Source organism: Phreatobacter aquiterrae (assembly GCF_053471285.1).
In genome coordinates this window covers 216,195-235,014 of the sequence record NZ_JBJPHW010000002.1, presented here as the reverse complement: position 1 = coordinate 235,014, position 18,820 = coordinate 216,195, and the positions used below count along the sequence as shown (strand labels likewise).

Sequence of the window (18,820 nt, the reverse complement as noted above, 5' to 3'; positions counted from 1 at the left end):
CGAGGAGGGACGACGACAATCGGCAACACCGAACGATCGGCGCCCTACTTGAGAATGATCCGGCCCTCGATTCGCGGCGAGACGGTCCCGAGCCGGCGCATGTGCGTCATCAGGTCGGAGGCGACGAGTTTGCCCTGGACGTCCTTGTCGGGAGCGCGCAGCCCCAGCATCGTGTACCCGTCGCCGCCCCGCAGCATGAAGTCGTTGGTGGCGACAGTGTAGATGCGGTCATCGGAGAGCGGTTGGCTGCCGACCTGTATGGAAACGACCCGGCTGCCGGGCGGTCGGTTCGGATCGACCTCCGCCGTGATGTTCGAGACGTGCGGAAAGCGGCCCGCACGCTGCTCCACCTGGCTGACGCCGTTCTCGAGAGCCCGGCGAATATCGGCGCCCGAGACCTTGGCCACCACCGTCCGGTTGCCGAACGGCAGTTCGCTGAGCGCATCACGTCGAGAGAAGCGGTGGCCGGCCGGGTAGATGCGGTTGCCTCGGATGGCGCCCGCATTCGTCAGGCCGATATCGGCGCCGGTGGCGGCCCGCATGGCGTCGGCGACGAGATTGCCGATCGGCTGCTCGCCGGACCGCACCGAGGTGGTGCGGGTGTCGAGTTCGCCGGTGACGGTGGCGATCACGACGTCAAGCTCCTCGGAGAGGATGGTCTCGTATTGCCGGACGCGGGCGACCGTTTCGGGATCCGGCGTCACCAACCGGCTGTCATTGACCCGGAAGGACGGTGTGAAGGCCATCCGCGTCACGCCCTCGACGGTGACGCGCGACAGGGTCAGGTCGATCGCCGTGACGTAGTAGCCCTCCTCCGAGCTCTCCACCATCACCGTGCGCCCGTCATAGGCGATGGCGAGGTCGTGGTCGTGGCCGGTCAGCAGCACGTCGATGAGCCGGGAGCGGACGATCTCGTTGTCCTCGGCCCGGTCGGTATGGGCGCAACAGATGATGAGGTCGGCGCCCTCGCGGCGGAGCCGTGCCGATTCGCGCCTGACCGTCCCCATTGTCGGGAAGAAGCGGATGTCGCCGGTCGACGAGACCTCCGGCGTATTGGGCAGCGCCACGCCGAAGACGCCGAGCTTGGCCACGCCGAAGTCGAAGATGCGGCCGTCCTCGTGGCCGGGCAGGATCGAGCCGTTGGCGGCGCGCATGTTCGCCGCGAACCAGGGAAAGCGCGATTCCTGCCGGCGTTTCGCATAGGCCTCCGGGCCGAAGTCGAACTCGTGGTTGCCGGGCACGAAGACGTCCGGCGGCGCGATGTTGCAGAGTTCGACAGTGTGCGCGCCCTGGTCGAAGCCGGACATCAGCGAGGGTGAGAACATGTCGCCGGCATGGACGTAGAGCAGCGGCGTGCCGCGCGCCCGCTCGGCCTTGACGATGGCGTTGAGCCGGGCAAAGCCGCCGCGGCCGTTCTCCTCTCCCATCTTGTAGATGTCGTTGACGAGCAGGAGCGTGACCATCGCCGTGCCGGCCTGCGGTGCCTGGCCCGAGGCGCTGCCGGTGCCGACCGCGGCAAGGCCCGCGCCCAGTCCGGCTGTCAAGGTGTCGCGGCGGGAGATGCGGCTCATCATGTCCTCATGTTTGCCCCGGACAATGCCGCCGCGCGGCCAGCCCTGACAAGGCCGTCGGTCAGTTGCGTCCGCGCAGCACCATGCGCCCACCCCTGACCTCGTAGCTTTCCAGCCGGTCGAGGAAGGTGTGGCCGAGAAGGCTCGTCGTCAGCGCGCCGGGCCGCGCGACAAGGGCGCGGACGTTGCGTTCGGCGATGGGACCGACGGCGACGCTCTCCACGGTCGCGGCCGCGGTCAGCGACTGGCCGTTCGCGGTCTGCACCGGAACGCTGAACGACAGTTCGTCGACGCGGATTCCGGCGCGTCGCGCGTCGCCATCCGTCAGCACCAGGGCAGACGCGCCGGTGTCGACCAGCATGGGCGTCGCACGCGCCCCGTTCAGCGCGACGCGCACGACATAGGTTCCGCCGCCGCCACGCGGCACGGTGACTTCGCGCGTGCCGGTGACGCCCTCGGCGCCCATGCCGGGAACGAGGTTGCCCAGGACCCGCCGTCCGACGGCCTCGAATTCGAAGCGATACGTGTAGATCACCCCGAGAAAGGCGAAGATCGCGAGCCAGGCGATTGTCGCCTGCACGGCATCGCCCGCGCGGCCGCGGAACATGCCCGTGACGCTGGCGCCGCACAGAACCGCGAGCATGGAGAGGCCGACGAGAGCTCCCCAGTCGCCGGCGTCGAGATTGCCGCTGGCGAGCCCGCTCGAGCGCATGGCCATCACCAGGACCAGCAGGACGACGCTTCCGAGGAGGATCCAGAGAATGGTTCTCGACGTCATATCGGCTCCGCCATCGCCGCCAGCCGGCCGGGCAGGGCCGCCATGATAGTGCATCGCTGCCCAGCGCTCATCGACAGCCAGCCGCCGATTTCCGCGAGCGTGCGCCCGCATCCTTCGCAGAGGCCATGGCGCGGGTGCATCCGGCACAGTCGGATGCAGGGGCTTTCGATCGCCGTGGCGCGGTGGGCGACGGTCATGGCGCAGCGACCGCGAGGAGAGTGAGAAGTACGGCGATCTCGATCACCTGTTGGGTGGCGCCGGTCATGTCGCCGGTCTGCCCTCCGACATGGGATCTGGCGAAACGGATCGCCAGAACGACGACGCCACCTGTGACGACGAGCCCCATGACCGCGCCGAAGAGGCCGCCGACGGGAATGGTCAGGAGAAAGATCGCGGCAGCCAGCAGCAGAGCCTTGAACCAGTCGTCGTCCCGCGGCTGGCCGGTCGCATAGGCGACGCCGTCGATCCGGGCCGGGGGCAGGCGCACCTGCACGCCAAGGGCAGCCGCCCGTGACAGGGCGCCCGATGCGGCGAGGACCAGCGCCGTCCGTCCCGCGCCGACGCTCGCGACCAGGCCGCCAATCGCCGCGACGCGAAGCCCCAGGCCAATGATGAGGGCGCAGGCGCCGAATGTCCCGATGCGGCTGTCCTTCATGATTTCCAGCCGCCGCTCGACCGTCATGCCGCCGAAACTGTCGGCGGTGTCGGCAAGGCCGTCCTCATGGAAGGCGCCCGTCATGACGATGGCCGCACCGACGCAGACGAGGGCTGCGACAACCGGCGGCCAGACCAGCGAGGCGAGGATCAGGACCGCGCCCGCGAGACCTCCAAGAATGAGGCCTGCCAGCGGCACGACCCGGATCAGTCGGGTGAAATCGGGCAGCCCATGCGGGTCCGCCTCCCCGGGGAGGGGCGGGAGCGGGAGGCGCGAGAAGAAACGGAGCGCAACAATCGTGTCACGCCAGAGGGCTGGATTGTCCATGCCGAATGGCATAGCCAGAGCCGCGCCGGTTCGCCAGCCCGGCTTGTGCCGGCGCAACCTGTCCTGCTACCGCTCCGCACCCTGCGAAGCCGATTCCGAAAGCGCTCCATGGCTCTGCCGCCTCCGAATCCCTCCGGTCTGCCCTTCGACGACATCCGCGACCTGCTCACCCGCATGCCCGGACCTGACGAGGCTGCGGTCGCCGAGGTGCGGTCGCGCGACGCCGAACTGACCAAGCCGGCGGGTTCGCTCGGGCGTCTGGAGGAGATCGTCACATGGGTCGCGGCCTGGAGCGGCAACGGCAAGCCGCGCGTCGACCGGCCGCTGGTCGCCATCTTCGCCACCTCGCACGGCGTCACGGCGCAGGGCGTGTCGGCCTTTCCGGATGCCGTGAACCGCCAGATGCTGGAGAATTTCGCCGCCGGCGGCGCCGCGATCAACCAGATCTGCGTCGCCAACGACATCGGCCTGAAGGTCTTCGACCTGGCCATCGACGTGCCGACGCCGGACATCACGCTTGCCGATGCCATGGATGAGCCCGGCTGTGCGGCCACCATCGCCTTCGGCATGGAGGCGATCGTCGGCGCCGACTTGCTCTGCCTCGGCGAAATGGGGATCGGCAACACGACCGTGGCCGCGGCCGTTCATCATGCCCTCTACGGCGGGGACGCTGGCGACTGGGTCGGTCCGGGCACGGGTGTGGGTGCCGAGGGTCTGGCGCGAAAGGCGGATGCGGTCGCCCGCGCCGTCGCGCGTGCCGGCGGCCCTGGCCTCGATCCGCTTGAGATCCTGCGCCGCGTCGGTGGCCGCGAGATCGCCGCCATCGCCGGCGCCATCCTCGCCGCCCGTCTGCAGCGCATTCCGGTGCTGCTGGACGGCTATGTCGTGACCGCTGCCGCCGCCGTCCTGCACGCTATCGACCCGACGAGCCTGGATCATTGCCTCGCGGCCCATCGCTCGGCCGAAACGGCCCACGGCCGCGTGCTGGAGACGATCGGCAAGCGGCCGCTGCTCGATTTCGGCATGCGTCTCGGCGAGGCGTCGGGCGCAGCGCTCGCCTGCGGCATCGTCAGGAATGCGCTCGCCATCCACCAGGGCATGGCGACCTTCGACCAGGCCGCGGTCAGCCGCCGGACGTGACGCAGACGGCGGCTCTGCCGGCGGTTTCAGTGCGCGGTGAGCACGATGCGCACGAGATCGGCGGCATTCCGTGCGCCGAGCTTTTCCATGATCCTCGCCCGATGGACCTCGACGGTGCGCGGGCTGATGCCCAGCATGCGGCCGACTTCCTTGTTGGACGAGCCCTCGGAGATGCGCTCCAGGACCTCGCGTTCGCGTGCCGTCAGCAGGTTCTCACCCGGAAAATGCGTGGCCAGACGGGGCGTCCCGGAAGGACCCTGCGCGCGTGACGCAATCGCCGTGCGGACGCGGCGGACCAGCATCTCCGCATCGAATGGTTTCTCGAAGAAGTCGAGGGCGCCGCTCCTGATCGCATCGACGGCCATCGGAATGCTGGCCTGCCCGGACATGGCAAAGACCGGCGCCGTGCAGGCAGTCGCCTTCAGGATCTTCAGGAGATCGAGGCCCGAATGCCCGGGCATGCCGACGTCGAGGATGATGCAGTCCGGCATGTGGCCCTGGGCCGCCGAGACGAAGGACATCCCGTCGGCGAAACCGGTGACGCCGAAGCCTTCCATGGACAGGATCGTGCCGAGGGAATCGCGCACGGCCGGATCGTCGTCGACGACATAAACGTCGCCATGAGCTGTCGCATTCACGTCGTCATACTCCCTTGCCCGCCGCCTGGCGGCTTTCCGGCACGCTCCCCGCGAGGGGCAGGACCAGCGAGAAGGTCGCGCCCCGGCCGCCGCCGCCCGGATCGACCCGGATGACCCCGCCATGGCTTTCCGCGATAGCTCGCGAGATGGCGAGGCCGAGGCCGAGACCCGACCGCTTCGATGTCGCAAACGGGCGAAACAGATCAGCCATGGCGTCCGCCGCAATTCCGGCGCCGCTGTCCGTCACCGAGAACCACGCGCATCCGTCTCCGGCCCTGGTGACGATCTCGATCCGGCCGCGCTCCTGGCCCTCGACGGCGTCGAGGGCATTGCGCAGCAGGTTGACCGCCACCTGCTGCACCTGGATTGCGTCGGCGTGAACGATGAGGTCCTTCTTCGGCGCCCGTCGCGTCACCTGGATGGCCGACCGGCGTCCCAGCAATGTCAGGTCCACGGCGTCGTCGACCAGCGGATCGAGCGCGACCGGCGCGTGGCTGGGCACCCGCTTCTCCACGAAGCTGCGCATGCTGCTGATGATCTGGCCGGCCCGTTCGGCCTCGCGCCTCGCCTTGGCGATCACCGGCGAGGCTGTCGCGGCGACGTCGTCAGTGAGGAGGCGCCCGGCGGCCTGCAGATAGAGACAGATGGCGGTCAGCGGCTGGTTGAGCTCATGGGCGAGCGCCGACCCCATCTGGTCGAGCGCGGCCACCCGGGCGAGGTGGTTCAATTCGGATCGCAGCAGCGCAAGCCGCTCCTCCGCCTCCCGGCGTGACCGGAGATCCCTCAGGATGCAGATGAACTGGATTCCGTCCGGCGTCGCGGCTTCCGCGACCGACACCTCGACGGGATACAGCGAGCCGTCGCGGTGCCGGGCCAGAAGCTCCTGCGGCGCACCGATGCGCTGCCGCATTTGCGTCGCCCCGTCCACTGGCTGCGTGACCTCGGCCTCCAGACCGGTAAGAACCATGTCGATCGGCCGCCCGGCGACCTCGGGCGCGGTCCAGCCCGACATCAGCTCGCAGGCCCGGTTGAAGACGAGGATCGTCGCTGCAGCGTCGAGCACGGCAATGCCGTCGCCCGCCATGTCGAGCACACGCGACAGGCGCGCTTCGGAGACGCTGGTGAACGGTGTGACGATCTGTTGGATGCCAGCCTCCGCAGCACGTGGACGCCGCGAGCCGACCTGCGTCAACCCGCCTCATCCGTAAACAATGCTACGGAGAAACCCGGAGCGCAACGGTCTGATGCGTCAGACCGTCGCAGGGCGTCTCACAATCGTGGAATGGCCGCCATGAGGTGCTCCGCCGCCAGTTCGATCTGGTCTTGCGAACGCAGGTAGCAGAGCCGCAGATGCCCTTCACCCCCGGGACCGAAGGCGCTGCCCGGGGCAAGCCCGACCCGTGCGATGTCGACGAGCTGCTTCGCGGCGGCATTGGAGTCGGTGACGCCGTCGATGCCGAAGAACAGGTAGAAGGCCCCGTCCGGTCGCGAGAAGCGGCATCGGCCCGTCGATTCGATCGCCGCCGAGATGATATCGCGGGCCTTGCGCGCCTTGGACACCTGATGGGCGAGGAAGCTCTCGCCGCGCTCCAGAGCCACCACGCAGGCGCGCTGGATGAAGACCGGCGAGCCGGACGTCGAATACTGGATCAGGTTCTCGACGACGTCGCCGAGCGCCGGATCGGTCTCGACCCAGCCGGTGCGCCAGCCGGTCATCGCCCAGTTCTTCGAGAAGGTGTTGACCCAGATGATGCGGTCGCCGTCCTCGCGCACGTCATGGAAGGAGGGCGCGCGCCGCGGCGACCCCTCGGTCCACACGAAGCGGGTGTAGATCTCGTCGGCGATGATCCACAATCCGTGACGGCGGGCGAGCGCGAGGATGGCGGCGAGTTCCTCCTTCGTTGCCGTCCAGCCGGTGGGGTTGGATGGCGTGTTGATGAACATCGCCTTGGTCTTCGGCGTGATGGCTGCCGCGAGCTTCTCAAGGTCCATCTGCCAGCCGCGATTGCCGTGGTCGAGTTCGACGAAGACCGGCGTCGCGCCGCGCAGGCCCACCGCAGCCGGGGCGTTCGGCCAGGTCGGCGAGGGGATGATGACCTCGTCGCCGCTGCCAGCGACCATCGTCATGGCGATCTGGATGGCCTGCATGCCCGAGCCGCAGACGAAGAACCGCTCGGGGGAGAGTTCGCGGCCGTAAAGGTCGGATGCATAGGTGGCGATGGCCTGGCGGAGTTCGGGAATGCCGCGCTGCCAGGTGTAGGTGGTCTCGCCGGCGGCCAGCGAGCGCGTCGCGGCCTCGTAGATGAAGGACGGCGTCGCCATGTCGCCCTCGCCGACCCAAAGCTGGATGACGTCGCCGGCGCCGCGGGCATACTTGGCGAGTTCGACGATGCCGCTGGCGGGAGCACCCGCAGCTTCGGGGCGCAGCGAGGCGATGAGGGGTGAGGTCATGCGGCGAATCTCTGGGGTCAGGTGGCACGGCGCCCCGGAGGGCATTTCCGCCAATCATAGCGGCCGGAGCGCGAGCTTCTCATGAAATTCACGCGGCTTGTCCATCACCGGGCGCGATGGAACCGCGCCGTCGCCTGCCGGTGGACGACAGCATCATGGCCTTTGTTCCGCCCGACGGCTGTTGCTATAAGCGCCGATCGCGAAGGCAATCCGAGGATGATGGCGTGCGTATTGGGAAAGTGACGGCCGCCCTGGCGGCGGGTCTCATGCTCGGGGCGTGCGGCAGCACCGGCGGCAATCTCTTCGGCGGCAGCCAGCAGCAGACGACACAGCCCGCCGCGGCGCAGCCGGCGCCCGGCGTCGGCTCGCCCGTCCACAACACCCTGTTTGGTCAGCCGGTTCCCGAGGGCCAGCAGGCGCTGCACGCCAACCTCTGCCCGCGCGTCGAGATCCGCGACGGCTCGGCCGTCTGGCGGCAGGGCGGCGAGGGGCCGACCGAGCTTCGCTACCAGGGAACCATCACCGATCTCGCGCGCGAATGCCGCATCGACGGCCAGACGATGACCATCCGTGTTGGCATCGAGGGGCGCGTGCTGGTTGGACCGAAGGGTGACGGCGGGCGGGTGAACCTGCCCATCCGCATCGCGGTCACCAAGGGCCTGTCCACGCCGGTCTGGACCCGCCTCTACCAGGTGCCGATCGACATTCCGGCCGGCTCGCCCAACGTCGCTTTCACGCAGGTGGAGGATCAGGTGTCCTTCCCGCTGCCGGAGCCGGGCGACCTCGCGACCTACATCGTCTTCGTCGGCTTCGACAATCAGGCGCCCCAGCCCGACCGCCCCCGGCGTGGTCGCGCGCGGACGGCGCAGCGCTGAGGCCTGCCTGACCTTCGGGCAGCCTGCCCACAGGCTCGCCTTGACTTCGCCGCACGCAACCGCCATTGCCAAGGCGTGCCATATGAACCCGGCGGGAGAGTCCGGGTGGTCTTACATGATGGGATCCCCCGGCGCCGAAGGAGCAACGGCCCCGGAACCTCTCAGGCAAAAAGGACCGCCGGTGGAATGGCATTCTGGAAAGCGGCCGGAGGTCCAATCCCGGCCCACCGACGGAGTAAGCCGACGGCATCCGCTTGCGGGTGCCGGCTCAGACCGAGCCTAAGGTGAATCTCTCAGGTCCTGCGACAGAGGGGCGCGAGCGGGCGACAAGCCCGCGTTTCGGACGTGTTCGGCTGGCCCGGACGCGTTTGCGCGCCGGAGTGCAGGACCCATGGGCGAGACCCCGACCGGACCCTTGCTGAAGACCCCGCTTCATGCCCTGCATGTCGCGCTCGGCGCCAAGATGGTGCCCTTCGCCGGCTACGACATGCCGGTGCAGTATCCGACCGGCGTGCTGACCGAGCACAATTGGACGCGCGAGCATGCCGGCCTGTTCGACGTCAGCCACATGGGCCAGTGCTTCCTCATTCCGGAGGACGGCCCGTTCGAAACGGCCGCGGCGGCGCTCGAGAAGCTGGTCCCGGCGGATGTCCTCGCCCTGAAGCCCGGCCAGCAGCGCTATTCGCAGTTCACCAATGCCGAGGGCGGCATTCTCGACGACCTGATGATCACCCGCCTCGGCCATCCCGGCCACGAGCACTGGATCTATCTGGTCGTCAATGCGGCCTGCAAGGATGCCGACTACGCCCACATGAGGGGGCATCTGCCGGCCGGCGTTACCCTGAAGGTCGCCGACGACCTCGCGCTGATCGCGGTGCAGGGACCGAAGGCGGTCGCCGCCGTGGCGTCGCTCGGACCGGAGGTCGCCGGCCTCAAGTTCATGACCTCCCTCGACCTGCCGCTCGGCGGCATCTGGGCCCATGTCTCGCGCACCGGCTACACCGGCGAGGACGGCGTCGAGATTTCCGTGAAGAGCGCCGACGCCGTCGCGCTGACGGAGAAGCTGCTGACCGATGCACGCGTCAAGCCGATCGGTCTCGGCGCCCGCGACTCGCTCCGCCTGGAAGCCGGTCTCTGCCTCTACGGCCACGACATCGGCACGACCACCTCGCCGGTCGAGGCGGGGCTGACCTGGTCGATCCAGAAGCGCCGCCGCGCCGAGGGTGGCTTTCCCGGCGCCGCGCGCGTCCAGAAGGATCTGGCCGAGGGTGCGCCGCGCCTGCGCGTCGGCATCCTGCCCGACGGCCGCGCTCCGGCCCGCGAGGGGACGGTGGTGAAGTCCGCCGACGGCCAGCCGATCGGCGCCGTCACCTCCGGCGGCTTCGGCCCCACCATCAACGGCCCGCTCGCCATGGGCTATGTGAACCGCCGCTTCGCCGAGCCCGGCACGCCCGTCCTTCTCGAGGTGCGCGGCAAGGACCTGCCGGCGAAAATCGTCACCATGCCCTTCGCGCCGCATCGCTATTTCCGCGGCTGAGACCCACAGCAAGCCTCCAGGGGACCCCATCATGGCCACCGTCAAATACACCAAGGACCACGAATACATCCGCATCGACGGCGACACCGGCACGGTGGGCATCTCCCACTATGCGCAGGAGCAGCTCGGCGACGTCGTGTTCGTCGAGCTTCCTGCCGCCGGCAAGGCCGTCAAGAAGGGCGACAGCGCCGCCGTCGTCGAGAGCGTCAAGGCCGCCTCCGACATCTACTCACCGGTCTCCGGCCAGGTGGTCGAGGCGAACCCGGATCTCGAGGGCGCTCCCGCCACCGTCAACGACGATCCCGCGGGCAAGGGCTGGTTCTTCAAAGTGAAGATCGCCAATCCCGCCGAGCTCGACGAGCTCATGGACGAGGCCGCGTACAAGGCCTTCCTCGACACGTTGTGAGCCGAAACCGCCCTCTCCTGGTAGGGGAGAGGGTGTCGCCGGGCGGGACGAGGAGTCTCGCCGCAGCATACCCCACAGGGCCTCGCGCCCCGCCGACCTCTCATTCGCCCGCCGACACGGGCACCCTCTCCCGTAGTGGGGGAGGGTCAGTGGAGCCTTCCATGCGCTACCTCCCGCTGACGCCCCAGGACCGCACCGATATGCTGGCCAAGATCGGCGCTGCATCGGTCGACGACCTCTTCGCCAATGTGCCGAAGGCCCAACTCCTGAAAGGGCTGACCGACCTGCCGCGCGCCAAGGGCGAACTTGAGGTCGAGCGCATCATGGGCGCCATGGCGGCGGAGAACATCTCCGCCTCCGAGGTGCCCTTCTTCGTCGGGGCAGGGGCCTACAAGCACCATGTGCCGGCCTCGGTGGACCATCTCATCCAGCGGTCGGAGTTCCTGACCAGCTATACCCCCTACCAGCCGGAGATCGCCCAGGGCACGCTGCAGTACCTGTTCGAGTTCCAGACCCAGGTGGCGCTCCTCACCGGCATGGAGGTGGCGAACGCCTCCATGTATGACGGCTCCACGGGCGCGGCCGAGGCCGTGCTCATGGCCCACCGCGTCACCAAGCGGCGCAAGGCCGTCCTCGCCGGCAACCTGCACCCGCATTACCGCGACACGATTGAAACGCTGTCGCGCATGGCGGGCGACGAGTTGGTCTGCCTCCAGCCCAATCCTGTCGATGCCGGCGCGGACCTCAAGGCGGTCGCCGCCGCCATCGACGCCGAGACCTCCTGCGTCGTCATTCAGACGCCCGACGTCTTCGGCAACCTCCATGACCTGACCGCCATCGCGAAGAAGGCGCAGGACGCCGGCGCGCTGCTCATCGCCGTGGTCACCGAGGTGGTGTCGCTCGGCGCCGTCACCGCGCCCGGCCAGATGGGCGCCGACATCGTCGTCGCCGAGGGCCAGTCGATCGGCGTCGGCCTCAACTTCGGCGGACCCTATGTCGGCCTCTTCGCCACCAAGCAGAAGTATGTCCGCCAGATGCCGGGCCGCCTGTGCGGCGAGACGGTGGACGCCGAGGGCAAGCGCGGCTTCGTGCTGACGCTCTCCACTCGCGAGCAGCACATCCGCCGCGAGAAGGCGACCTCCAACATCTGCACCAATTCCGGCCTGATGTGCCTCGCCTTCACCATCCATATGACGCTGCTGGGAGAGGCCGGCCTGCGGAAGCTCGCGGCCGTCAACCACGCCAACGCCTGCGACCTTGCCGACCGGCTGGCGGACCTCGACGAGGTCGACGTCCTGAACAAGAGCTTCTTCAACGAGTTCGCCATCCGCGTGCCGGGCAATGCCGCGAAGGTCGTCGAGAAGATGGCGAAGAAGGGCGTGCTCGCCGGCGTTCCGGCCTCGCGCCTCTGGCCGAAGGACAAGGCGCTGGCCGACGTCATCCTCGTCGCCAACACCGAAGTGAACACCGACGACGACCGCGCCGCCTTCGTGGCGGCGCTGGCGGGGAGCGTGTGATGTGCGCTGGCAACCCTTACAGACACGCGTTTGAACGAACGTGGAACGCCATGGACGCTTTGTGTTCCTCAGCCCCACTGAGACAACGCGTATCTCACGCATATCTCCAGCACTTGGCTCCGCTTGACTGCTCAGATCTTCCGATGGAATGCAAACAGGTACTCCAAGAGTTGAACTCTTACTTCTCAAACGACAGTCGCTCGGACGAAATGAGGCGCTTGAACCGCATCTCGATTGCGAAAAACAACGAGCAGATAATGACCTCTCATCTGGCTCAACACTTTGTTGGGCGCATTAAGAGGTTCGCATTCCACGTTTTCTTTGCGCGTTCACAAGAGGCTGTCTGATGTCCATGAACAACCAGGGCCGTCCCACCGCCGCCGGCGAGGCCAATTCGTCCTCCGCCCATCCGACCTTCACCGGCAACAGGGCGCTGCAGATCGAGGAAGCACTGATCTTCGAGATCGGCCGCACCGAGGTCACCGGCGTCGATATGCCCGAACCGAAAAAGGTGAAGTCGCGTCTTGGAAAACTGGCACGCTCCGAACCGATCGGCTTGCCGGGCCTGACCGAACCAGAGGTGATGCGCCATTACGTGCGCCTGTCCTCCAAGAACTTCGGCATCGACACCGGGCTCTTCCCGCTCGGCTCCTGTACGATGAAGCACAATGCCCGCCTGAACGAGAAGATGGCGCGGCTGCCCGGCTTCGGCGACATCCATCCCCTCCAGCCGGCCTCCACCGTGCAGGGCGCGCTGCAACTCATCGACACGCTGGCGCACTACCTGAAGGAACTGACCGGCATGCCGGCCGTCGCCATGAGCCCGAAGGCGGGCGCCCATGGCGAACTTTGCGGGATGATGGCGATCAAGGCCGCGCTGGAGGCCAAGGGCGAGGGCCATCGCAAGATCGTGCTGGTGCCGGAATCCGCCCACGGCACCAATCCGGCGACCGCCGCCCTGATCGGCTTCGAGGTGCGCTCCGTTCCCGCCAACGTCGACGGCACCGTCCATGTGGCGGACGTCAGGGCCGCGCTGGCGCCCGACGTGGCCGCGATCATGCTGACCAACCCGAACACCTGCGGCATCTTCGAGAAGGAGATCGTCGAGATCGCCAGGGCGATCCACGCCAACGGCTCCTACTTCTACTGCGACGGGGCCAACTTCAACGCCATCGTCGGCAAGGCCCGGCCGGGCGATCTCGGCGTCGACGCCATGCACATCAACCTGCACAAGACCTTCTCGACGCCGCATGGCGGCGGCGGTCCGGGCGCCGGTCCTGTCGTGCTGTCGGAGCGCCTTGCGGCCTTCGTGCCCTATCCTTTCATCCGCGTCGGCAAGGGCTACGCGCTGGTGGAGGAGGGCGGTAAACTGGACAAGGGCGAACAGCCCTTCGGCCGCATGTCGGCCTTCCACGGCCAGATGGGCATGTTCGTCCGCGCGCTCGCCTACATGCTCAGCCACGGCGCCGACGGCATGAAGCTGGCGTCTGAGGACGCCGTGCTCAACGCCAACTACATCCGCGCCTCGCTCGCCGACCTGATGAGCCTGCCCTTCGGCAACCAGCCCTGCATGCACGAGGCGCTGTTCGACGACGACTGGCTGAAGAACACCGGCGTCTCCACCCTCGACTTCGCCAAGGCGATGATCGACGAGGGCTACCACCCGATGACCATGTATTTCCCGCTGGTCGTCCACGGCGCCATGCTGATCGAGCCGACGGAGAGCGAGTCCAAGGCCTCCCTCGACCTGTTCATTGCGACGCTGCGCGACCTCGCCATGTCCGCGAAGCGCGGCGAGGTGGACCGGTTCAAGGGTGCGCCCTACCACGCGCCGCGCCGCCGCCTCGACGAGACGCGCGCCGCCCGCACCCCGATCCTGCGCTGGACGAAGCCCGAGCCCTTCAAGGAGGCGGCGGAGTAATCCGTCTTCGCCACGTCTCACTGACGTCCCCGATGCCCGGCCCTGCGCCGGGCCTCGTCGCTTGACGCGCCTAGCGGACGGGCAGGGGCCGCTCGCAGCGCTCATAGGTGTGGCCCTCGCCGTCGTCGACAGCGATAACGAGGCGGTCGCCGCTTTCGAGCCGGAACCGGACGCGGCCGGGCTCCACGGCGGTTTCGCCCTCGTCGCGGCAGCGGCCGGAGCCGGTCACGGAGCCGTCGTGGCTCCGCCGGAAGCGGGTCAGGCTGCAATGGGAGGCGAAGAAGGTCACGGCCCGCGGTTCCACCAGCGCGCGCCCGTCATCCGCCGGATTGACACAGGCTTCGGCGTTATAGCCCCAGGTCCCGTGCATGGTCTGGGGAAGCGTCCGCAGGCTCGGCTCGGTCCCGGCGCCGGACGGTCCGGCAGCGAGCACGAGCAGGAACAGAACGATGTTGCGGATCATGGTGGGCCACGGCGGTGGGAGAGGATCTGAGACCTTCTGAAGGTTCTCTGTTTCCCTTGCGCGTCGCCGCTCCGCCCTTGCCTTTCAGCCCGCGTTCCCCGTATGAGACGCCATGCGCGCCGCCCGCACCGCTTTGCGAATTACCGGCCCGGCCTCCTGAAGGCAGCGGGGCCGTCTCGCGCGCGTTCGGAGGTCCGGGGTTCCGCTCCACCCGATCCGACATCCGCGGCCCGCCGCCGCCTTTCCCGGCCGATCATCCCATGTCCGACAAGACCAAGACCCCCGCTGCCCAGGCACCCGACGCCTTCGACTATTCGAAGACACTGCTGCTTCCGGAGACGCCGTTCCCGATGCGCGCCGGCCTGCCGGAGAAGGAGCCGCAGATCCTGAAAAGCTGGGAGGAGATGGACCTCTACGGCCGCCTTCGCCGCGCCTCGAAGGGCAGGGACCGCTTCGTCCTGCATGACGGCCCACCCTACGCCAACGGCCACCTCCACATCGGCCATGCGCTCAACAAGATCCTCAAGGACATGGTGACGAAGTCGCAGCAGATGCTCGGCTTCGACTCGGACTACGTGCCCGGCTGGGACTGCCACGGCCTGCCGATCGAGTGGAAGATCGAGGAGGAATACCGCGCGAAGGGCAAGAACAAGGACGAGGTGCCGGTCGTCGAGTTCCGCCAGGAATGCCGCGCCTTCGCCACCCACTGGCTGAACGTGCAGCGCGAGGAGTTCAAGCGCCTCGGCGTCGTCGGCGACTGGGCCAACCCCTACCAGACCATGACCTTCCACGCCGAGGCGCAGATCGCCGAGGAAATCATGAAGTTCGCGGATTCGGGCCAGCTCTACCGCGGCTCGAAGCCGGTCATGTGGTCGGTGGTGGAGAAGACCGCCCTCGCCGAGGCCGAGGTCGAGTATCACGACCACCAGAGCGACATGATCTGGGCGGCGTTCCCGGTGACCGATGCAGTGCTTCGGACGACCGAAGTGCGGCCAGATGGGACATCCGTTACACGGTCCGAGTTTAACAACCGGCTGCGCGGCTCAAAGGTCGTCATCTGGACCACCACGCCCTGGACGATCCCCGGCAACCGGGCGATCTCCTATTCGAACCGCATCGCCTACGGCCTCTACCGTGTCATGGCTTCGCCTGCCGACAACTGGGCGCGCGTCGGCAACACCTACATCCTCGCCAAGGCGCTGGCCGAGAGCGTGTTCAAACAGGCCAAGGTCGAGGGCTTCGAACTTGTGACGGACGTCTCGGCCGAAGACCTCGGCGGTATCACCTGCGGTCACCCGCTGGCGGGCCTCGGCTACGGCTTCGACGTGCCCCTGCTCGACGGCGACCATGTCACCGACGACGCCGGAACGGGCTTCGTCCATACCGCTCCCGGCCACGGCCGCGAGGACTTCGAGATCTGGATGGCCAACGGGCGCGTGCTTTCGGAGCGCGGCATCGAGACCCGCATCCCCTACACCGTCGACGGCGACGGCCGCTTCACGAAGGAGGCGCCGGGCTTCGAGGGCCGCCAGGTCATCACCGAGAAGGGCGACAAGGGTGACGCCAACCAGGCCGTCATCGACGCGCTGGTCGCTGCCGGCAGTCTCATCGCGCGCGGCCGCCTGAAGCACCAGTATCCGCATTCCTGGCGCTCCAAGAAGCCGGTCATCTTCCGCAACACGCCGCAGTGGTTCATCGCCATGGACCGCCCCTATGACGACGGCACGACGCTGCGCCAGCGGGCGCTGAAGGCCATCGGCGAGACGCAGTGGGTGCCGGAATCGGGCGAGAATCGCATCCGCGGCATGATCGAGAACCGGCCGGACTGGGTGGTGTCGCGCCAGCGCGCCTGGGGCGTGCCGATCGCCGTCTTCGTCCATCGCGAGAGCGGCGAGGTCCTCAGGGACGAGGCGGTGAACCTGCGTATCAACGAGGCCTTCCGGCAGGAGGGTGCCGACGCCTGGTTCAAGGCGGGCGCCAAGGAGCGCTTCCTCGGCCCGCAGTACCAGGCTGAGGACTACGACAAGGTCGACGACGTCCTCGACGTCTGGTTCGATTCCGGCTCGACCCACGCCTTCACGCTGGAACGCCCGCAGGACTTCCCCAACTTCGAGGGCCTGAAGCGCAAGGTCGACGGCGGCGCCGACACGGTCATGTACCTCGAAGGCTCCGACCAGCATCGCGGCTGGTTCCATTCCTCGCTCTTGGAAAGCTGCGGGACCCGCGGCCGCGCGCCCTATGACGTGGTGCTCACCCACGGCTTCGTCCTCGACGGCGAGGGCCGCAAGATGTCGAAGTCGCTCGGCAACACGGTCGCCCCGCAGGACGTCATCAAGCAGTCCGGCGCCGATATCCTGCGGCTGTGGGTGGCGGCCTCCGACTATTCGGACGACCTGAGGATCGGCAAGGAGATCCTGCAGACGACGTCGGACGCCTACCGCAAGCTGCGCAACACCATCCGCTGGATGCTCGGCGCGCTGGCTCACCACGACGGAACGAAGCTGCCGGAGATGGGCGATCTGCCCGAGCTCGAGCGGCTGATGCTGCACCGCCTCGCGGAACTGACGCCGGAGATCCACGCCGCCTATCGCGACTATGACTACAAGAAGGTCTTCGCGGCGCTGACGCAGTTCATGAATGTCGACCTCTCGGCCTTCTATTTCGACATCCGTAAGGACCGGCTCTACTGCGATCCGGTCTCCTCACACGAGCGCAAGGCGACGCTGGCGGTGATCGAGGAGATCTTCCGCGCGGTGTCGACCTGGCTTGCGCCGATCCTGTCGTTTACGGCCGAAGAGGCCTGGTGGGACCGCTACGGCCGCGATGGTTCGGTTCATCTCGCCGGATTCTACGAAGCGCCTGCCGGGTGGCTCGACACGGCGCTCGACGCGAAGTGGGAGAAGGTCAGGAAGGTCCGCCGCGCCGTCACGGGTGCGCTCGAACTCGAGCGCGCCGCCAAGCGCATGGGATCCTCGCTTGAGGCGGCGCCGATCGTCCATATCGGCGATGCCGATCTGCTGGCGGCTCTCGATGGGATCGACCTCGCCGAGGTGGCGATCACCTCCGGCGCCAGCGTCGTGTCGGGCGAAGGCCCCGCCGATGCCTACCGCGCCGACGACATCAGGGGCGTCGCAGTGGTTCCGGCCAGGGCAGAGGGCATCAAATGCGCCCGCTCCTGGAAGTACTTCGACCCTGCCACGGCCGATCCCGACTTCCCGGACATCACCCCGCGCGATGCCGCCGCCATGCGCGAGTGGAAGCAGCGCCACGTGATGTGAGCCCTCGAAGAGGCGCCCGTGTGCGGGCGTCTCTTTGTCTCGCCTGGCGGGCTTGACGCAGAGCCCCGACGGCTGCGGAGGCTCGTCAACGGCCGCCGTATTCTCCGGCAGAGCCAGCTCCGAGCGAGAAGGCAGCGTCGGGTGCAATCGGTCATGATGTACCCATTGAGTGTATTTTGCATCAGATACAACCCTAAATAGAATATGCGTCGCCCTCCTGGTATTCGGGTTGTGGCCGACCCCACGCCTCGCGTGACGCGAGTTCCGGTGGGCGGACGGCTCAACCCCGGAAGGAGCAGCATGATGGCGACGTTCCACAAGTTCGATGAGAAGGCGATCGCTTCGGCCCTGGAAACGGCCCGGAGCATCTACGACCAGCCGCGGTTCGAGGAGAGCAGCCGCGTCATCAGCCTGTCTGACGACGGGCATCTGCGCATCGCCGCCAGCTGCATCAACGTGGTGGTCGACGGTGGCAAGATCTGTCTTGAGCTTCCGCTCGGACTCGGCAAGTTCTGCTTTCCGATCCCGCCGGTGTTTCCCAACGGCACGGCGGCACAGGCCTGCCTGAGCATCTGCACCACCTGGGGTATTCCCACGGGCGTGCGCGTCACCGTCAGCATCGCCGGCAACGTCATCCTGGAGAAGACCTTCGGCAAGTGCTGAGGGAACACCACCACGGCCGGTTCCGGCGATCCGTCTGACGAGGAATGGCCCGGCGCGTGCTGTGCCGGGCCATAGCCGTTCAGCCGAACGCCAGGATACGCGCATGGGTTGTGCGCGGTGCAGGATGCGCCGTCCGCACCACCCGGTATTGTCCTTAAGCGAGAACACGTGGGGGCAAAGCCCGATCCGCACGCGCAGTCGCCGTGCGATGGTGGCGAATCACCTGTGGGAGCTGGCAATGGCCCAGCGCGCCAATTCCCCCTCCGCCGACGGGGCGCCCGAATTCGAACCGACGACCCGTTTCGCCGTCGTTTCCTTCATTCAGAAGGGATCGCGCATGGTGGCGGAGGATGTCCACTACCTCGACACCTATGATCAGGCCCGGGTCGTGGCGAAATTCGTCTCGGCGCGGCGGCCCGGCGTCCTCGTCCTGTCTGTCTCACCCTCTTCGGAAGGAGAAGATCCCGAAATCGTTGTCCTCGAACAGATCGGTTCCGGGCTGGCTGGCGCCACCGCCACGGTGCACTGAAGATTGCGCGGTGCCGCGCGCGGCACCACGGTTGACGTCAATGGGCCGAAGGCCTGAGCCTTCGGCGTCTC

General features: G+C 67.7%; 17 protein-coding genes and 1 riboswitch. Of the genes, 9 read left to right on the top strand and 8 right to left on the bottom strand.

From position 1 onward, the window contains the following. Nucleotides 1-44: 44 nt before the first annotated feature. From ACJ4V0_RS03625 to ACJ4V0_RS03610, 4 genes are all read right to left on the bottom strand, one after another. The gene (locus ACJ4V0_RS03625) at nucleotides 45-1,571 is read right to left on the bottom strand and encodes a bifunctional metallophosphatase/5'-nucleotidase (protein WP_448298190.1); all 1,527 of its coding nucleotides are present in this window, start codon (nucleotides 1,569-1,571) and stop codon (nucleotides 45-47) included. A gap of 61 nt (nucleotides 1,572-1,632) precedes the next feature. Further along, complete coding sequence (locus tag ACJ4V0_RS03620; RefSeq protein ID WP_448298189.1) at nucleotides 1,633-2,349, bottom strand: retropepsin-like aspartic protease family protein; 717 nt, start codon at nucleotides 2,347-2,349, stop codon at nucleotides 1,633-1,635. Beyond that, nucleotides 2,346-2,546: a DUF1289 domain-containing protein gene (locus tag ACJ4V0_RS03615; protein WP_448298188.1), complete on the bottom strand. Its 201-nt coding sequence runs from the start codon at nucleotides 2,544-2,546 to the stop codon at nucleotides 2,346-2,348. The genes ACJ4V0_RS03620 and ACJ4V0_RS03615 overlap by 4 nt, the downstream gene beginning before the upstream one ends. Then, complete coding sequence (locus ACJ4V0_RS03610; RefSeq protein ID WP_448298187.1) at nucleotides 2,543-3,331, bottom strand: adenosylcobinamide-GDP ribazoletransferase; 789 nt, start codon at nucleotides 3,329-3,331, stop codon at nucleotides 2,543-2,545. The genes ACJ4V0_RS03615 and ACJ4V0_RS03610 overlap by 4 nt, the downstream gene beginning before the upstream one ends. Nucleotides 3,332-3,439: 108 nt before the next feature. Between ACJ4V0_RS03610 and cobT the strand changes: the two genes are divergently transcribed. Next, entirely contained in the window at nucleotides 3,440-4,471 is a 1,032-nt protein-coding gene (cobT, locus tag ACJ4V0_RS03605; RefSeq protein WP_448298186.1) for a nicotinate-nucleotide--dimethylbenzimidazole phosphoribosyltransferase, read from the top strand. A gap of 26 nt (nucleotides 4,472-4,497) precedes the next feature. Here the strand turns inward: cobT and ACJ4V0_RS03600 are convergent, their stop codons facing one another. The 3 genes from ACJ4V0_RS03600 to ACJ4V0_RS03590 all read right to left on the bottom strand — a co-directional run bounded on the left by ACJ4V0_RS03600 (nucleotide 4,498) and on the right by ACJ4V0_RS03590 (nucleotide 7,560). Then, nucleotides 4,498-5,109 (bottom strand): response regulator transcription factor, encoded by a 612-nt coding sequence (locus ACJ4V0_RS03600; RefSeq protein WP_448298185.1) that lies wholly within the window; start codon nucleotides 5,107-5,109, stop codon nucleotides 4,498-4,500. Nucleotides 5,110-5,113: 4 nt separating this feature from the next. Continuing rightward, complete coding sequence (locus ACJ4V0_RS03595) at nucleotides 5,114-6,301, bottom strand: sensor histidine kinase (protein ID WP_448298184.1); 1,188 nt, start codon at nucleotides 6,299-6,301, stop codon at nucleotides 5,114-5,116. A gap of 77 nt (nucleotides 6,302-6,378) precedes the next feature. Further along, the gene (locus ACJ4V0_RS03590; protein ID WP_448298183.1) at nucleotides 6,379-7,560 is read right to left on the bottom strand and encodes a pyridoxal phosphate-dependent aminotransferase; all 1,182 of its coding nucleotides are present in this window, start codon (nucleotides 7,558-7,560) and stop codon (nucleotides 6,379-6,381) included. A gap of 224 nt (nucleotides 7,561-7,784) precedes the next feature. On the opposite strand from ACJ4V0_RS03590, the gene ACJ4V0_RS03585 reads away from it, so the two are divergent. The 5 genes from ACJ4V0_RS03585 (at nucleotide 7,785) to gcvPB (ending at nucleotide 13,816) form a co-directional block, all read left to right on the top strand. Beyond that, a complete protein-coding gene (locus ACJ4V0_RS03585; RefSeq protein ID WP_448298182.1) occupies nucleotides 7,785-8,435 on the top strand; it encodes a hypothetical protein in 651 nt (216 codons plus the stop codon). Between the two features lie 82 nt (nucleotides 8,436-8,517). After that, nucleotides 8,518-8,623: riboswitch (glycine riboswitch) on the top strand. Between the two features lie 203 nt (nucleotides 8,624-8,826). Next, complete coding sequence (gene gcvT, locus ACJ4V0_RS03580) at nucleotides 8,827-9,972, top strand: glycine cleavage system aminomethyltransferase GcvT (RefSeq protein ID WP_448298181.1); 1,146 nt, start codon at nucleotides 8,827-8,829, stop codon at nucleotides 9,970-9,972. Between the two features lie 31 nt (nucleotides 9,973-10,003). Beyond that, a complete protein-coding gene (gcvH, locus tag ACJ4V0_RS03575) occupies nucleotides 10,004-10,378 on the top strand; it encodes a glycine cleavage system protein GcvH (protein WP_448298180.1) in 375 nt (124 codons plus the stop codon). Between the two features lie 161 nt (nucleotides 10,379-10,539). Then, nucleotides 10,540-11,895, top strand: a complete 1,356-nt coding sequence (gcvPA, locus tag ACJ4V0_RS03570) for an aminomethyl-transferring glycine dehydrogenase subunit GcvPA (RefSeq protein ID WP_448298179.1) — start codon at nucleotides 10,540-10,542, stop codon at nucleotides 11,893-11,895. Between the two features lie 346 nt (nucleotides 11,896-12,241). Continuing rightward, complete coding sequence (gcvPB, locus tag ACJ4V0_RS03565; RefSeq protein ID WP_448298178.1) at nucleotides 12,242-13,816, top strand: aminomethyl-transferring glycine dehydrogenase subunit GcvPB; 1,575 nt, start codon at nucleotides 12,242-12,244, stop codon at nucleotides 13,814-13,816. A 70-nt stretch (nucleotides 13,817-13,886) separates the two neighbouring features. On the opposite strand, the gene ACJ4V0_RS03560 is transcribed toward gcvPB, so the two are convergent. Continuing rightward, nucleotides 13,887-14,279, bottom strand: coding sequence for a hypothetical protein (locus ACJ4V0_RS03560; RefSeq protein WP_448298177.1), 393 nt, complete (start codon nucleotides 14,277-14,279; stop codon nucleotides 13,887-13,889). Between the two features lie 260 nt (nucleotides 14,280-14,539). Between ACJ4V0_RS03560 and ileS the strand changes: the two genes are divergently transcribed. The 3 genes from ileS (at nucleotide 14,540) to ACJ4V0_RS03545 (ending at nucleotide 18,749) form a co-directional block, all read left to right on the top strand. Beyond that, nucleotides 14,540-17,557, top strand: coding sequence for an isoleucine--tRNA ligase (gene ileS, locus ACJ4V0_RS03555; RefSeq protein ID WP_448298176.1), 3,018 nt, complete (start codon nucleotides 14,540-14,542; stop codon nucleotides 17,555-17,557). A 303-nt stretch (nucleotides 17,558-17,860) separates the two neighbouring features. After that, complete coding sequence (locus ACJ4V0_RS03550) at nucleotides 17,861-18,220, top strand: hypothetical protein (RefSeq protein ID WP_448298175.1); 360 nt, start codon at nucleotides 17,861-17,863, stop codon at nucleotides 18,218-18,220. A gap of 103 nt (nucleotides 18,221-18,323) precedes the next feature. Then, a complete protein-coding gene (locus ACJ4V0_RS03545; protein WP_448298174.1) occupies nucleotides 18,324-18,749 on the top strand; it encodes a hypothetical protein in 426 nt (141 codons plus the stop codon). Nucleotides 18,750-18,820 lie beyond the last annotated feature (71 nt).